A 16,205-nucleotide genomic window follows, 5' to 3' on the forward strand; every position below is an offset into this window, starting at 1 on the left:
ATTATCATCACTTTCGAGATCATAGTACAAGGTTCTTCCCGATGAAAGATCTGTGAACGAGTCTTTTTTATCTCCACCAACAACTCGGATTTTTATTGCATTATTAGAGTTGCCATCGATAAGGATACTGTCACGACCATCCAGTGCGTAAATATTAATTTCTTCTGTATCGGAATTAACAAAGGTACGGTTATAGAGAGGCCTGGTGACATTCTCATTGGAGTCAATTTTATGGACTGTTACCCTCGTGGTATTTTCAAAGCGTTCTACCTTAAAATACTCCTTTTTGTCAGACCCAGCAATGGTAACCTCATCTGCCAGGATATGATAATATTCCTCGGCGATGGACGAAAGCTGCGTCCTTCTTGCTTTAAGTTTATTAATTATTTCCTGTCCGGATTCTTTATAAACCTCTTGCGGCATTTTTCTCACAGCCCCTTCTATTATCTGATCGGTAAGGTCCGCCTGCAATTGCGTAACAATCCGCATCCAATCCTCTTTTGCTAATTTTGTAAGAAGGTTTCGGTCGAGGTTTCTGGCTGCAATGGATAAGTCTCCCGGACTTCCAATTTTGGTTTCAAACGATTGTATATCCGGTATTATATTACTGACAAGGCGAGGGATAACTCCATCGAATTTAGTGAAAGCCTGATCCCGGTCACGGGGAATAGGACGGAATATAACGCCTTTTTGCTTTTTAAATTCGGCCCATCTCCACTGATCTTCATGTCTGTCCCAGTCACCGATCAGCATGTCAAATAAGCGGGCTTTTAAGAACATCTCCTGATCAACCTCATTATCGTTATCATCTCTCAGCTCTTCATACATCTTTGGCGTACCTACCGCATTCTTTGCGTTACCGAAGGAGCTAAAATCTGAAACATCCTCGTCTGGACGTGCTTCGATAATCCCGAGTTTACCACCGACTTGTTGAATATATGGACCTAATATCGTTGAATAAGGCATATAGACTAATTCGGGATTAGTGTGGTAAATCCCAATTGCTTTTGCCATATCGGGAATTATCAGGGCACCATATGGGTGAGCTGAGGAAATCTGATCCTGTACAAAATCTTCTGCAAATGTTTTCAAAAATCCGTCTGGTAAAAGAGCTGCCGGATTCTTTTCGACAGTACGGAATTGGTATACGTTCTTATCCTTCCCTTGTAATTGCAAGCTAGTAGTCTGCTTCCCGCCGCCGAGTTTGATAGGCGTTAGACCGCCACCGAAGGTATTAAGATCGAGGTATTTTACCTTAATTGGAATTGCCCAGGTATCCCTATAGTGCTCGCCAAATAGCCAGCGTTTGGTTTCTCCGGCTTTAAATTCTTCTCCAGCAATAATTGTCTTGACGCTATCCGCGTAACTAATTAGCTTTTGTTCTTCTGTTTTTACATTCGTTTTGGCAGGGATGGCATAGAGCGGGGTTCTGTAGACTAGTTTCCCCTTTGATCCGTCACCAACCGCCTCCCAGAATTCCAGCCAGCACTGGCCATTGTCGTAATAATTTAACCTCGCAAAACCCTGCATTTCACCACCTCCATAGGAAAACAGGGCTTCATTTCCTTTAATCATCGACGACGATTTTGCTCCAGCTCCGCTTAGTACGTGATTTATATCTTTATACTTGTTAAACTGAAGTGCATGCTCGTGTCCAGCGGCTATAACTATATTCTTTTCGTCCTCAAGGATCGTAAGCAGTCCTCTTTTTAGCTGCTGATAGTCTTTATTGGAAAGATCCTGGCGCGAAACACCATATTGTCTCATCAAGGGATAAATGGCGCCAATAATAGGAAGAGGTATATAATAGTTATCGCGTATCAGCGACAGCGGGAACAGGTAATCTATAAGCGTATAATAGCCTCCATGACGCCCATTGCTGAACAGGGGATGATGTAGTGCGATGATGATGTTTTTACCACGGTTACGCAGTACGATATCCTGAACCTGCTGGATTAGCTCTAGCCTGGATGAAACAGTACAACCATTGTCAGGGGCTATTGACTTTTCGTTTTTGGTTAACCACCACTCTGAATCGATTGCTACAATTACCAAATCATTATTCAAAGGAATTTCGACCGGGCCGCCACAGCCATTGCTGGGCATGAGCACATCGCCGGAGTTTAGATACTGCTCTATATATTGCTCCTGGCGATTGATTGCTGCGAGCCCACCTGCATTACCTTCATTCCAATCGTGGTTGCCCGGAACAAATATTTTCCGGCCTTTAAAGTTTTTAACAACATTCATCTGTTCATTAATCCGGCGTTCTTTCTCTTCGCGATCGGAATCATCAGGTTCAGGCATACCTGTTTCGTAGATGTTATCCCCTAAAAAGATCACCACGTCTTCGGGATGCGAATTGTTCACCACTCCAGTATCCGATAAAGGAGACAGCCTATTAGTATCTTGATGGAAAATCTGCGATTGCAGAAGCTTTAACACTGGCTCCTGTGCATCTTTATCGGGAACGCCCCCGTCGCCGAACAGCCATACGGAATATTTCAGTTTCAAGCTATCCGGAGGATTCGCAGCTTCCCATTTTAATTGAGTTTTATCATAAAAAGGCTTCAAACTTGTACAAGCTTGAAAAATAGTCATGCTTACCAGGAAAAATGCTGCTCCGTAAATTCTAATTTTCATGTGTTAATTCTATTATATTCCCTATGCCTGATTTACTTCCTTCGTTGGAGATGTAAAGTTTCCCATTCGGGGCAAAAGCGATTCCCTCTGGTTGCTTATACTCCGCGCCAGAAAACTGGATAACCTTAGTTAACGCTCCTCCGGAATTCAAAATAATTATAAGCCCGTTCAAGGATGACAGGACATAAATTTCACCTGTTTTCTCATTGACAGTTATTGCAGAAGAGCGAAATACCTTGTTCATGTTTTGATTTCCAATAGCTTTTAAAAACTTCTTGGAACTCTCTTCAAGAGCACTCCCGTTAAATTGCGACGAAATTTCTTCGAGACGGATCGAAAATACGGGTTCAATCTGAAATTTCATGGTTTTTAAGTCAAAACCGTATATTTCTTTTGTTGTTTTATTTTCATCTAAGCCAAGTTCTTTCGGAGCTATCAGCAAGCGATGATTTTTAGCGTCGTAAGCAATTCCTTCTACATCATTCTTCTCTGTGAAAGGTGTTTCAATAGTTGTCAAAACTGGGTTAGATGAAGCAAAGTTTTTGATCTGCGACAGCATACCTCCACTAGTTATGACATACATATCGTTTCCAGCTCTCACCAGATCTTCGTAATCTCCTGAACCAGCGAAAGTTTGATTGCGTATAATTTTATTTTGAGCTAAATTATAGTAGTATAGTATGCCTTCTTCATCCTGTATTGCAACCACTACAGAATCGCTCAAAAAGGTGATCCCTGATATTTCGTTTAACTCGGCAGGAAGGTCATGAATCTTATTCTTTGTGGGTGATACTACTTTAGTTTGATCCGAATCACCAGAGGATTTGTCCTCATTCATTGGACTATTGCAGGAAGTGAGCATTATAAAAGCCCAAAGTGTAGATATTCTAAGCATATTTTGTTAAATTCAGTATGTTTGGGTTGCCATAATCATACCAAAATGCTGTTAGCAAATAACTTAATTAACGGATGATGGCATAGTTTTTACTATAAAGCATAAGATTTAAACATAACTTATATATGAGAAGTAATACGATAGTTAAGGATGCCGCAGAGTATGTTTTCAATTTATTCAAAGATAAGCTGCCGGGTGATTATGTCTATCACAATTATAATCACACTGCTGAAACGGTAAAAGCTTGTAAAAAGCTATCTAAATCATACAATTTAACCAGCCGTGATTATGAAGTATTGTTGCTTGCAGCCTTGTTTCATGATACCGGGTATATTACCACTTACGAAGACCACGAGTTGGAGAGTGTTAAATTCATGAAAGATTACCTTAAGGGAAATTATTCTGAAGAGGATATCCGTGAAATAGAATCCCTAATAATGTCCACTAAATACAGGACAGTACCGGATGGTTCTCTACAGGAAATACTTCACGACGCGGATTACATTAACCTTGGTAGTAAAAACTTTGACCATCGCGCAGATCTTCTGCGTATTGAGTGGGAACGTATCCTTCAAAAGACCTATACTGAAGAGGAATGGGCTAATGTCCAGCTTCAATTTTTGCTTGACACTCAGTTTAAAACTGAAGAGGCAGTTTTGAAGTATAATGGACAAAAGGAGGAGAATATCCTAAAGCAACGAAGCAAAATCGACAAGTTTGAGGGTAAAGCTAAAAAAGCTGACGAATCAACAAAGTTAAAACCTGTTAAAGATGGCAGAGGGATAGAAACCCTATACCGCTCGGTTTACGCGTATCATATTAGCTTGACGTCTATTGCAGACAATAAAGCAAATATGATGATCAGCATAAACACAATTATCATTTCCATAGTTATAACCCTTTTTGGAACTGGGTTTACATTCTCCAGCCAGAACGAATTTAGCAGTGTGCGATTTGTTTTCCCTATGGCCTTTTTGTTACTAACCAGTTTACTTGCAGTGGTATTTGCTATTTTGTCGGCACGCCCGAATGTAACCAGTAAAGAGAAATATGAACTAAGCAAAAAAGATAGCAGTATTCTGTTCTTTGGAAATTTCGCTCAGCTCGAACTTCGTGAGTTTGTCGCAAAGATAAAAGCACTGAAAGAACAAAAAGAGGAGTTATACGACAGCATGACTGTTGATATTTTCTATCTGGGCAGCGTATTGGTACGCAAGTACAATTATCTAAGCTGGTCTTATAATATATTTATGTTTGGTATGGTGTTCTGTGCAGTTGGGTTTGTCGTGATTATGCTGTTTTCTTACTAGGTTTTAAGATAGCAGCAATTTCCGTGTCGAGCATGTGATCCATTTCGTCAAGTGTAATGAAACGATAACTAACTTCACCCATAAACTCGTAGTTCTCGGCTCCTGTCCGTAGTTTTTCCCAATGGAACCACTGCTGTAGATTATCCCTGTCCTTAATCTTGGACAGGTATTTATCGGTCAAGAGAATATAATTATAATCAGGTATCTTATTTTTAAGAAGCTTGTGAGCGATGATGACGTCCGTTCCGAGAAGTTTAATCCTACCTTTTATGTTATGAAGACTGATCTGGCCGTGATGAATTATAATCTTTAATCCTAATTGACTATCGGCAAGGTACTTTTCATAGTTTTCCGGGTCATTTTCTTTGATTGATCGTATGAATTCCGAGAAGGTAGTATAAAGGGCAGTGCATTGAGCTGCTACCCTGCCCACAGCGGGAAGACGTCCGGTTTTGTAAAAGAAAATAGCATCGCCTTCTATCTCACCAATCTTCAGTTTAAGGACATTGCAGTCTATAAGCTTCCTAAGCAAAGAAGGAATTACTTCGCGTGAGAAAGCGATATCAGTGGTGGCCATGAACTTTGTAAAACCTGTAATATCCGGCACACAAAAGAATGCTGATTCAAGTCCTTCTTTATTTTTCATATCAGGTTTTTCATTCGTAACATGCAACTAATATACCATCTTTCAAACTCATTCGATAATCGATTATACCTTTTTCAGGAGCGCTAACTACCATCCAACAACTCGAAATAAATTATTTGTCCGATCCCATTCTTCGTGTTTATCGATTGAATCGATCAGCTTCGTAACACTTTCTTTCAGAGGCAAATTAAACGGGAACTAAGCGTGTAATCGACTCAGTTGACAGCCAGAATTTTCTCAAATTAATATTTGTTTCACCGCAGTTTGCGAGGTTTTACGCGAAACTAAGGATATTAAATTAAAAACGACCGAAATTGTTGAAAGCCAACACTCGTCGCGTGATGCAATTAGCTTCATTACAGCCTGTTGCGAATTTTTAAACAAAGCATTTCAGACGCTAAAAGTATTTTTAATTGAAATTTATAGTTATATTTATATAAGGGAGGTGAAGTTGTATTAAAGGGTTAATTTAATTAGGTAAAATCTAAATTCTGTGGTTATGAAAAATTTCATTACGTTTTTAGTTTTGCTATTAGTAGCCAATAATGTCCGCGCAGACAAGGCAATAACGATCACCTGCGTGCCCAGCCAAGCGACTATTTATAGAGTTTCAGCTGATAATACTGAAGTAGCCCTGGGAACGGGAACAGCGGTAATAAAAGTTGATAAAGACGAACCAGTTAAAGTGGTGGTCAGACTGGAAGGATTTAAGCCAATCTCTAAGACCTATGTCATTTCAAAGACAAGCAATCTACCTAAGGAGGACCGTTTGGTGCTGGAAGACCGCTTAGTTAGGGTGAATGCTCAGCCCCATGATTCACGTATTTTTATCAATGGTGTTGATCAGGGGACAAGCACAGCCTGGGTGGAAGTCAAGAAAGACGCCACTGTAAATGTCGAAGTAAAGAAAACAGGCTTCTCAACCAAAGTTAAGACTTATCAAAATCGGCAAGGAATGGATGTGCCACCTGTTGATGAATTCATCCCCCTCACCGATAGGGCGATGTTTGTTCGAACTGTTCCTTCTGATGTGCAGGTTATTGTGAATGGAAAAAAAATGGGTGAAGGCAATACGGAGGTGATTATTCCTATGCAAAACTGTGTGACTATTGAGTATGTCAAGGAAGGATACGTACCGGTTGAAAAGCAGTATTGTACTAAGGACGGGCAGCCAGCGCCGCCGATCACCGAAAATATCGTTCTTAAAGACCGGCAGGTTGCTATAAGAACTACACCAACTGACGCGTCAATTAAAGTGAATGGAAGGATTATGGCCAGTGGCGATTATGTTGTGAGGGTACCTTTTAGTCAATGCGTTGAGGTTATTATCGAGAAGGCAGGCTTTGTTACCTCTAAGATGAATTACTGCAATGACGGGGTTCTGTTTCCGCCTCTCGCTGAACATTTAACTTTACCTGTAGATGAAGCATTCGGCAGCTCTATACAAAGCGATCAGGCAAATGTGAATTTTACCATTGAAACCGGGAAACCAGAAGCTGAAGCATGGAAAGTTTTAAGCCAGATTACAATGACTTATTTTGATAATATTGAACTCGCTGACAAAGAAACCGGTTACATCCGCACCAGCTGGAACCTGAAGAATTTTCCAAATAGTACCATCCGGACGAGGATAATTGTAAAGCAAGCAGATGTATCTCCCTTAAAATATACTATCAAGCTGGTGAGTGAATATAGTGGAGATGCGAAAACCAGTGTAAAAGAGGATGAGTCATTCCAGCCCTGGGACCGGATCCTGAATACCTATAAGGATGTTATTTCCGAATATCAGTAGCGATTGAGGTAATAATGTCCGACCACGCTACCGACGATTTTATGCAAATTATTGCCTGCTTATAGGTATTTTCCATGGATCTTCCTTAGGGATGTACTTTTAGCTATTCGATGCATGATTTATCTTTCAAAATCACGGGTTCTTATCTTCATCTTGGGGATGTTAACAACTGTCGTATTTGGTCAAAATAGCTCATCATTGAGCGATGAGAAATTTAGAAAAATAGCTCCGCATTTTTCACCTCCCAGTGAATTCGAGGGCAAGTTTGGGCACTACCGGTCGCCATTAACCTTCTATAATGGACAGAAGGTAACCACGCCCGAACAATGGAATAAAAGGCGCGAAGAAATTTTTAATACATGGACGGATATGCTGGGCAAATGGCCCGCATTAATTAAGGAACAGAAGCTTGAGATACTTGAGACGGATAAAAAGGATGGCTATACGCAACATCGTGTCCGTTACAACTGGACACCCAATGAAAAGACTATTGGTTATCTTCTGATACCAGATGGAATAGGCAAAAAGCCAGCAGTGCTGACGGTTTACTATGAACCAGAAACTGCTATAGGTTTAGGAAGGGAAGGGCGCGATTTTGCAATTCAACTTGCTAAACGAGGGTTTGTCACTCTCTCAATCGGTACCACAGAAGCATCAAAAGCTCAAACCTTTTCTATTTACTACCCATCTATTGAAAAGGTATCAGTACAACCTTTATCTATGCTTGCATATGCTGCAGCAAATTCGTGGTATGTATTAGCGAAACTCCCTGAGGTGGATTCGAATAAAATCGGGATTATGGGGCATTCCTTTGGCGGTAAATGGGCGATGTTTGCCTCCTGTTTGTTCGAGAAGTTTGCTTGTGCAGTATGGTCTGACCCGGGAATAGTTTTTGACGAAGACCGCGATGCTGTCAATTATTGGGAACCCTGGTATCTTGGGTTCCATCCAAAACCTTGGCGTAAACGTGGCTTGATTACCCCGGAAAATCCCGTAAAAGGGGGACCTTATAAAAAAATGATTGCTGAGGGATACAACCTTCACGAATTGCACGCTTTAATGGCACCAAGGCCATTTCTGGTGTCAGGGGGTTCTGAGGATCCTCCGAAACGGTGGGGACCTCTTAATCATTCAATAGCAGTAAATAATTTATTAGGATATAAAAACCGGGTAGCAATGACTAATCGCCCGGAGCATTCTCCCAATGTCGAATCAAATATGCAAGCCTTCTTATTTCTTGAGTACTTTCTTAAAAAATAGAACAAACAAGAAATAGTTACATTGTTGTCAATAAAAGTTATTTTTAGAGTATTAACATATGAAAGTAAACAGTAATCGTCGAGATTTCATTAAGATGGCAGCCGTAGCAGGCGCCGGACTAAGCTTGTCCGGGAATTTAAGTCCTTTATTTGCAGGAACAAATCCTTTAATCGGCAAGCGGGTTGGTATTATCGGATTAGATACTTCCCACGCGCCCGCATTTACTAAAACCCTCAATGCTGCAGACGTCTCGCCTCAGTTTCTGGGGTATAAGGTGGTTGCAGCATATCCGCAGGGGAGTAAAGATATAAAAAGTTCGACCGACAGGGTACCCGGATACACCGCTGAATTGCAAAAGCTAGGAGTGGAAATTGTCGGTTCGATAAGTGAACTGCTTAAGAAAGTGGATGTGGTTTTGCTTGAGAGCAATGACGGCCGGGTCCACCTCGAGCAGGCGATGCCGGTCCTGAAAGCTGGCAAGAGGATGTTTATAGATAAACCGATCGCAGCATCTTTTGCAGATGCTAAAGCTATTTTTGATGCATCGAAGAAATATAACTCACCCCTGTTTTCCAGTTCGTCTCTCCGGTACGTAGATGGCATCGCGGATATTCATAATGGTAAAATAGGAAGGGTAATGGGAGCTAATACCTATAGTCCATCACCGTTTGAAAGTACCCACCCCGACCTTTTCTGGTACGGAATACATGGAGTCGAAACCTTGTTTACTGTGATGGGAACAGGCTGTAAAAGCGTGAGCCGTGTTCATACCGAAGATACCGACATTGTAACGGGGGTTTGGGAAGATGGCCGCATAGGGACATTCAGGGGCATACGTAAAGGAAAGAGTGATTACGGAGCCACGGTCTTTGGTGAAAAAGATGTTGTAGTTTTAGGGAAATATAAGGGCTATAACCCTCTATTATTAGAGATCGTGAAGTTTTTCGATACAGGGATTGTTCCCGTAAGGCCAGAAGAAACATTGGAAATTTGTGCTTTTATCGAGGCAGCTGACGCCAGTAAATTGAAAGGCGGGGCATCTGTCAATCTCAATCTGGCTTAATAACAATTAGGAATTTTTTTGATCGCAAACATGTAATTATGAAGGAGTCTGAAAAAACACGAAGGAAATTTATTAAAACTGCATTAACCGGTGCCGCAGCTATATCATTCGGAGGAATACTCCCGGGCTTTAGTGCCAAAAGCTACGGCAGTATAATAGGCGCAAATGATCGAATTAGAGTTGCAATGATGGGCGTGAATTCGCGTGGCCTTGCACTCGCATCGAACTTTTCGTCGCAGCCAAACTGTGAGGTGACTTACGTTTGCGACGTCGATAAACGTGCAATAGATAAATGTGTTGATCGGGTAGAAAAGAATCAAAAAAAACGCCCTGCAGGTGAATCTGATTTCAGACGGGCATTGGAGAAAAAAGATGTAGATGCGCTGGTTGTCGCTGCCCCCGATCATTGGCACGCGCCGGCAGCTATCCTGGCATCCCAGGCTGGCAAGCATGTTTATCTTGAGAAACCAGCCAGTCATAATCCCAATGAAGGAGAAATTCTGGTTGCAGCAGCAAAAAAATATAAGAATGTTATACAGATGGGAAACCAGCGACGCTCCTTTCCTAACATAGTTGCTGGCATAAATGAGCTGCACGCAGGTGTTATTGGCAGACCGTATTTCGCAAAAACCTGGTATACCAATAACCGCGCTTCAATTGGGATAGGGAAGAAAGCCCCGGTGCCTGATTGGCTGGATTACGATCTATGGCAAGGGCCTGCACCGAGACTCCCATATAAGGATAATGTTATTCATTATAATTGGCATTGGTTCTGGCACTGGGGTACCGGGGAAGCACTTAATAACGGCACCCATTTTGTTGATCTTGCCCGGTGGGGATTAGGGGTAGAATATCCCACAAGTGTAAATTCTGCTGGCGGTCGCTACCGCTATCAGGACGACTGGGAAACGCCAGATACTCAGGTTATCAACCTGGAGTTCGACAATAGGACCGCGATGACTTGGGAAGGCAGAAGCTGTAATAGCCGAACAACTGAAGGCTCTTCAGTAGGCGTAGTATTCTACGGCGAAAATGGGTCATTATACATGGACGGATCAAATGGTTACGTAATCCACGACCTCAAAAACAAGGTGGTAAAAGAAGTTAAGAACGATACTATAGTACAGGCAACAAATCTTACTGATCCATCACAATTGCTTGACGCTTTTCATATTCAAAACTTCTTCGACGGAATTCGTAAAGGGACTGCATTAAATGCTGACATCGTAGGCGGACATCAAAGTACACTACTTGTTCAACTTGGCAATATTGCTCAGCGAACCGGGCGTACGTTAAAGATCAACCCAAAGAATGGACATATTTTAAATGATAAACAGGCGCTGGAGTTTTGGAGTCGGGAGTATGAACCAGGCTGGGAGCCTAAAGTATAGATACGGAAGCGATTCTTGGGATATGTTTTGGTAGCAGAACGGGTGAAGCGGGCCTGCCCTGGCTAGAGAACAGCTTCCATGCCTCTTCATCTGCGATATTATAATACGCGGCATGGACGGTTATGGAGTCGCGGACTCTAAAAATTAGGAAGTGAGAGAATTTGAGAAATAGCCCATTTTGCTCATTTTCGATTTTGCTCATTTTCTAATTCTCACACTTAGTTTATTAGCTTCTGTGTAAAATGAGCACAGGTGTTTTGTGGTAATTAAGGAAGTCCTTTCCAATGCTTTTGTGAAGCAGTTGCCCGATAACAGATCGCTTTTGATGTGCTATTGCTACCATATCAACATCCTGATGTGTGGCGTACTTACTTATTGCTTCGGCAATATTTTTCCCACGAACGTCAGTGTAGCTGATAGAAGGGTTATTGCCCGAAATGATATTTTTATAATAATCGTATCGCTCATCCCAAATATCTTCAAGATGTGTTTTCTCAGAAACATGAAGTACAGTGATACTAGCACCCCAATAGTTGCCGAATTTTTCAAGAAAAAAGAAGGATTCTTTCTCTGATGGCTGGAGGTCGGTAGCAAAAACGATCCTTTTAAACACTTTGGGAATTGCTTGCTCAGGTACTAGTAGGACCGGGCATGATGCCTTGTCCATCACCGCGGAACTATTACTGCCGAAAAGCAGGTGGCTTAAGGATGAGGATTCACTCTTGCCACCCATCACAATGAGCCATGGTTTCATTTCGCTAATATTTCCTGCAAGGTTTCCCGGCCTGCTTCTAAAGCTAATCGCCGGGCTGGCCTTCTGGATGTAGCTTCTCTTCAATTTGTCTGCTAGTTCCTGAAGTTTTTCATTATATATCTTTTCATCCTGCGAATAATCCTCAAAGAATGGATATACGCCTGCGTCCGAGGGAAATACCTGAGGTGCTGAAAATGTGTTGTAAAGATGAATCTTTGCATTCACTTTAGCCGCAATCTGAACAGCAAACTGTGCCGCATTTTCTGCTTTCTGCGAAAAATCAATCAATACAAGGATGGTTTTCATATTCCTTCAATTTACACTAAAAATCAAAAAGTACCATTGCCTTTTTAAAGATAAGAATAACACGAATGTGAGGCATGGATCCATTCGAATATTCGGTACTTTTTCTTAACCCAAATGAACAATGTTGCAGCAGAGCCCAGATAAATATCATAGGGGCCCTACTTAGGAGCCTGAGCTTTTAAGAACATCATTTGAATTTCTACGATGTTTTCCTCGTTTTTCTTTCGTGGATTTTTGCCGGGCTGGCAAAGGCATAGAATAGCTTTTCTCTTATTCCCTTCGCATTCCTGATATCTTTTATCATATCAGAGAATTCGTGGAAATTAAGGAAGATGGGATTTAAGCGATCGCCTATCTTGGTGGTTAAACCATAATCAGGCCTTTCATTTTCAGGTTCGTAAGTCCCGAACAAGCGATCCCAAAAAATAAAGGTTGCTGCAAAATTCTTATCCAGGTATTTTTCCTGCGAACCATGATGCACCCGGTGATTTGAAGGCGTTGCGAATATGTACTCAATTACAGGATGAAGTTTGCGGATATATTCCGTGTGCACCCAGAATTGGAATAAAACTGCGATTTGACTGGTTACGAAGAAAACCATGGGATGAAAACCAATGAAAGCAACAGGCAAAAAGAATATGACTTTTAGGTTTTGGATCCAGCTCAATCGGAAAGAAACAGTCAGGTTGTAATTTTCTGCAGAATGGTGGACCACATGAGTTGCCCAGAAAAAGCGGTTAAAATGTGAGATGCGATGCGACCAATAACTTAAGAAATCGAAAATAAGATAACAAGGAATGATAGTCCACCAGTTTAAAGAAATGCGCCACGGCACTATATTGTAAATCCAAACGGCACCGTACAGCAAAACCACTTTAAAAAGCAGATTGACACCTAAATTTCCAAATCCGACCAGGGCAGATCCCACGGATTCCTTTAGTTTATAGTTTTTGTTTTCTACATGCCATGAGTAAGCAATCTCCAGGAATGTAAAAAAGGCCATAAAAGGTATTGCGTAAACAATAAGTTGGGGCGAATTTTTTTCCAGGTTTGTAATTTCTTCGTAAGGGATCTGTGGTGCCCCAAACAAGCTTCTATCTAATAAAATCATTTGCCTTCATTAAAATAATGGATAGTAACATGGACTATACAACCCTCGCCGCTGACAGACAAAGGGTTATGGAGAACGTGCTCTGATCCTGCCGTCAATTCTCTAATATCAAAAAGCCGAAGCAACGAAATCAATGCCCGTCTAAAATCCGAAGATAGTTTATCGTTATTAGAAAGAGAAATTCAACTGAAATTGTTTCATTTAGAGATTATTCAGGTATTATTTCGAAAAATTACAATTTTACCTGGAGAGTAATATAGAAAGTACGGTTATCCGATGGCAAGATTCCAGGTCCCGGATATCCTGTTGCACGCCGGGTAAAATAGATGCTGTTTGCCAGATTATTTATATTCCCTTCCAGTTTAAATCGGTTGAATTGATAAGAAATACCGGCGTCCATGATATCATACGCGGGTATCAGGCCTACAACTGCTGAAACTCCCCCATCAGTTGCATTGGTGGCTTCTGTAAACTGCTTGGAAAGATGGCTATACTGAAATGAGCCTTTCAAATTTTTATAACCAATGCGCGCCCCCGTTTTAAAATTTACGGCTGGAACAAATTCCACTTCTTTGCCTTCTACTCCGGGAATCTGGCTCTTTCTATAATCCGATTTTATCAGGGCAAGATTAGAAAAGACTACCGCGTTAAAATTTTCGACTTCGGGATTGGCAAGCTGCCATAAGTCAATTTCTGCATATGATTCGATACCCCTGATAACAGCCTGGCCTATATTAGTTCGCTGCCGCAGCACCCGGTTACTTGAATCGTAATATTGTACTTCGCCAATCCTGTTATTATAATTCAGGTAAAATGCACTTACATCAAAGCTATAAAAAGATGTTTGTTCACTTCGGATCCCGATGTCCAGGGAATAGCCTTTTTCGTCGGAGAGGTTTGGGTCTATGGTCGCTGAGGGGTTGGTCGTACGGATATCACTAAACGTAATTGACCGGTAGTTTTGAGAAAGATTACCATAAACGTTCAGATTATAGGTGGGCTTGTAACTGATTCCCACCCCGCTGATCAGGAACTGACGCGGACTCGAACGTGATTCGTTAGTTCTGACATTGCTGATTATATTGCCGGCAAGATCGTAACTGATGGTCGAGTAAAAGCCCTCTGCTCTGGTGTTGATTATCTCGTACCTTAAACCCGGGGTTATGGAAAGCTTGGGAGTAAGATTAAAAATATTCTCAGCAAAAAATGAGGTGTTCCGGTTCGGGAATTCATAGTTATTTGCAGTAAAACGATCCGGGTCGACGAAATTGAAATTTGGATCAGAACCATTGCTTCCCTGGCCCTGTATGCTGTGATTAAATCCATGGTAATACCTGATCCCTGCCAAAGCCACCGCGGGATATTTACCGAATTGGTAACGTTTCAGGTAACGGCCTTCAAGTCCCCAGTTGTCAAATGCGCCTTTGATTAAATCCCGTGCACTATTGTCATCAATTGTCGCGACCCGGTTTGGCCGGAAGCCCAGCGAATATCTCTTAGCTGATAATCCGAATAAGCGCACATTGACTTCATTTGAGGGATTGAATTCATGATCGAAGTGCAGGGCTAAGAGGTTCCAGTTGACACTGAAATAGTTTCTCTCACGATTACTTTGCCGCGGATCCTCCCTGAACATCACATCTGTGAGTCCCCCGGGCTGCTGTGCCAGGTAATTCATATGGGTTACATCCAAACCTACACGGGTTTTAGGATTTAACTGGTAATCCAGGTCGGCATACAGAGCAGTGCTATTGAAATCTGTGTTAGGACGCCAGCCTTCACCGGTTTTATATTGCGCGAAGGTGTAATAACTCAATTTGTTTACCGTTCCGCTAGCACTCAGGAACGAACTGCTAAATCCATAAGTACCCAGAGTCTGACGGGCAAGCAATTCAAGCTTTTTATCTTTTACCGGTTTCTTCATGATAAAGTTAATCAAGCCACCGAATTGTGTACCAAATTGAAGTGAGGACGCACCTCTAACGATCTGAATTTGTCCGACCGCCTCAATAGGGGGGGTATAGTAGCTTTCCGGGTATCCTAAGGCATCAGCGCTGATATCATATCCGTTTTGACGAACATTAAAGTTAGACGAGCGGTTTGGATCTAATCCTCTGCCTCCGATACTAAGCTGTAATCCAGCACCTTCGTTCTCGTAAATATTCAAACCTGCTACACGTGAATATATTTGCCTCGCATTATTTGTGGCAAGGTTAGCTACGAGCTGGTCCGGAATGATGACTTCAGATTTTTTACCCTCGTATATACCCATATCCTGTACAGCCCGAAGATGCCCAAAACCGAAATCTGTTTTTTTCTCCGTGACAATAACTTCATCAAGCAGTTTCGGCTGATAGCTTAGCACCATTATAACTGGAGCTGTGCTGGAATTGAGTGTTATTGCTTCCTCTCTGGCGGCATGACCCGGCGAAATAGCCAGAATTATAAATGTTCCGCCCTTCAGGCCCTTGAATTCAAACTCACCCATGGCGTTAGTTAAGGCCCTGGTTTTATTATCATTTAAATATACTTCAGCATCCTTCAAGGCCATGCTATCCCTTGCGGAGATAACTTTGCCTTTTAGAGTAAACTGCGCGCTGGCTGTAAAAGCCAGGACTAAAAACAATAGTGTGTTATAAACCTTTAATCTCATCATTGAGGGGTAAAATCCATGTTTTATGTCGGAGTGATTCGCTTTGTTTAGCCAGGTCAGTAGTAGGATCAATCATCATACGGCCTCTTCTGCCGTTTAGCGCCACGTAAGAGTCAATATATACTTCCGGTGCTTTAAAGCCATGTTTCTGATAATGGTCCTTTAAAATATGTGCATACTGAAGAATCATATCCGGCTGGGTCGACATCATTTTTTCCTGCAGGACAGTTAGGAATTCGGAGTTATTGACCACCACAAACTTGCCGGTACGATCTTTAACAGTGAACTGGGCATATCCAGCCTTTTCGATCAGCATTACCCGCCAGGAGAATCTATAGCCTTCTTCTGTCCAGAATAATTCCCCTTTATATAGCAGGTATC

12 protein-coding genes and 1 pseudogene are annotated in these 16,205 nt (G+C 41.8%); 5 read left to right on the plus strand and 8 right to left on the minus strand.

The features are described from left to right. Together WBJ10_RS09325 and WBJ10_RS09330 are read right to left on the minus strand one after the other, a co-directional pair. Nucleotides 1-2,643: metallophosphoesterase (locus WBJ10_RS09325; protein WP_424289588.1), on the minus strand; the 2,643-nt coding region annotated here is incomplete at its 3' end. Continuing rightward, complete coding sequence (locus WBJ10_RS09330; RefSeq protein WP_424289590.1) at nucleotides 2,633-3,538, minus strand: SdiA-regulated domain-containing protein; 906 nt, start codon at nucleotides 3,536-3,538, stop codon at nucleotides 2,633-2,635. The genes WBJ10_RS09330 and WBJ10_RS09325, both read right to left, overlap by 11 nt. 125 nt (nucleotides 3,539-3,663) lie before the next feature. On the opposite strand from WBJ10_RS09330, the gene WBJ10_RS09335 reads away from it, so the two are divergent. After that, entirely contained in the window at nucleotides 3,664-4,848 is a 1,185-nt protein-coding gene (locus tag WBJ10_RS09335; protein ID WP_424289592.1) for a Pycsar system effector family protein, read from the plus strand. Here WBJ10_RS09335 and WBJ10_RS09340 read toward each other — a convergent pair. Next, nucleotides 4,829-5,494: a DUF2652 domain-containing protein gene (locus WBJ10_RS09340; RefSeq protein ID WP_424289594.1), complete on the minus strand. Its 666-nt coding sequence runs from the start codon at nucleotides 5,492-5,494 to the stop codon at nucleotides 4,829-4,831. The genes WBJ10_RS09335 and WBJ10_RS09340 overlap by 20 nt on opposite strands. Nucleotides 5,495-5,993: 499 nt before the next feature. Here WBJ10_RS09340 and WBJ10_RS09345 point away from each other — a divergent pair, with 499 nt between their 5' ends. The 4 genes from WBJ10_RS09345 to WBJ10_RS09360 all read left to right on the plus strand — a co-directional run bounded on the left by WBJ10_RS09345 (nucleotide 5,994) and on the right by WBJ10_RS09360 (nucleotide 11,000). Beyond that, nucleotides 5,994-7,286 (plus strand): hypothetical protein, encoded by a 1,293-nt coding sequence (locus WBJ10_RS09345; RefSeq protein ID WP_424289596.1) that lies wholly within the window; start codon nucleotides 5,994-5,996, stop codon nucleotides 7,284-7,286. 159 nt (nucleotides 7,287-7,445) lie between these two features. Continuing rightward, nucleotides 7,446-8,546: a dienelactone hydrolase family protein gene (locus tag WBJ10_RS09350; RefSeq protein WP_424289598.1), complete on the plus strand. Its 1,101-nt coding sequence runs from the start codon at nucleotides 7,446-7,448 to the stop codon at nucleotides 8,544-8,546. 58 nt (nucleotides 8,547-8,604) lie between these two features. Beyond that, complete coding sequence (locus WBJ10_RS09355; protein WP_424289600.1) at nucleotides 8,605-9,609, plus strand: Gfo/Idh/MocA family oxidoreductase; 1,005 nt, start codon at nucleotides 8,605-8,607, stop codon at nucleotides 9,607-9,609. 38 nt (nucleotides 9,610-9,647) lie between these two features. Beyond that, the gene (locus WBJ10_RS09360) at nucleotides 9,648-11,000 is read left to right on the plus strand and encodes a Gfo/Idh/MocA family protein (protein ID WP_424289602.1); all 1,353 of its coding nucleotides are present in this window, start codon (nucleotides 9,648-9,650) and stop codon (nucleotides 10,998-11,000) included. On the opposite strand, the gene WBJ10_RS09365 is transcribed toward WBJ10_RS09360, so the two are convergent. The 5 genes and pseudogenes from WBJ10_RS09365 to WBJ10_RS09385 all read right to left on the minus strand — a co-directional run. Further along, nucleotides 10,990-11,202: a hypothetical protein gene (locus WBJ10_RS09365; protein WP_424289604.1), complete on the minus strand. Its 213-nt coding sequence runs from the start codon at nucleotides 11,200-11,202 to the stop codon at nucleotides 10,990-10,992. The two genes, WBJ10_RS09360 and WBJ10_RS09365, sit on opposite strands and share 11 nt — an antisense overlap. A gap of 24 nt (nucleotides 11,203-11,226) precedes the next feature. Further along, on the minus strand, nucleotides 11,227-12,060 hold the full coding sequence (locus WBJ10_RS09370; protein WP_424289606.1) for a universal stress protein: 834 nt from the start codon (nucleotides 12,058-12,060) through the stop codon (nucleotides 11,227-11,229). Nucleotides 12,061-12,259: 199 nt separating this feature from the next. Next, a complete protein-coding gene (locus WBJ10_RS09375; protein ID WP_424289608.1) occupies nucleotides 12,260-13,171 on the minus strand; it encodes a sterol desaturase family protein in 912 nt (303 codons plus the stop codon). A 232-nt stretch (nucleotides 13,172-13,403) separates the two neighbouring features. Next, entirely contained in the window at nucleotides 13,404-15,827 is a 2,424-nt protein-coding gene (locus WBJ10_RS09380; protein ID WP_424289610.1) for a TonB-dependent receptor domain-containing protein, read from the minus strand. After that, nucleotides 15,805-16,205, minus strand: a pseudogene (locus WBJ10_RS09385) (HTTM domain-containing protein); the annotation flags it as partial. The pseudogene WBJ10_RS09385 and the gene WBJ10_RS09380, both read right to left, overlap by 23 nt.

The sequence above is a fragment of the Daejeonella sp. genome, assembly GCF_049655485.1.
Taxonomy (GTDB): Bacteria; Bacteroidota; Bacteroidia; order Sphingobacteriales; family Sphingobacteriaceae; genus Daejeonella.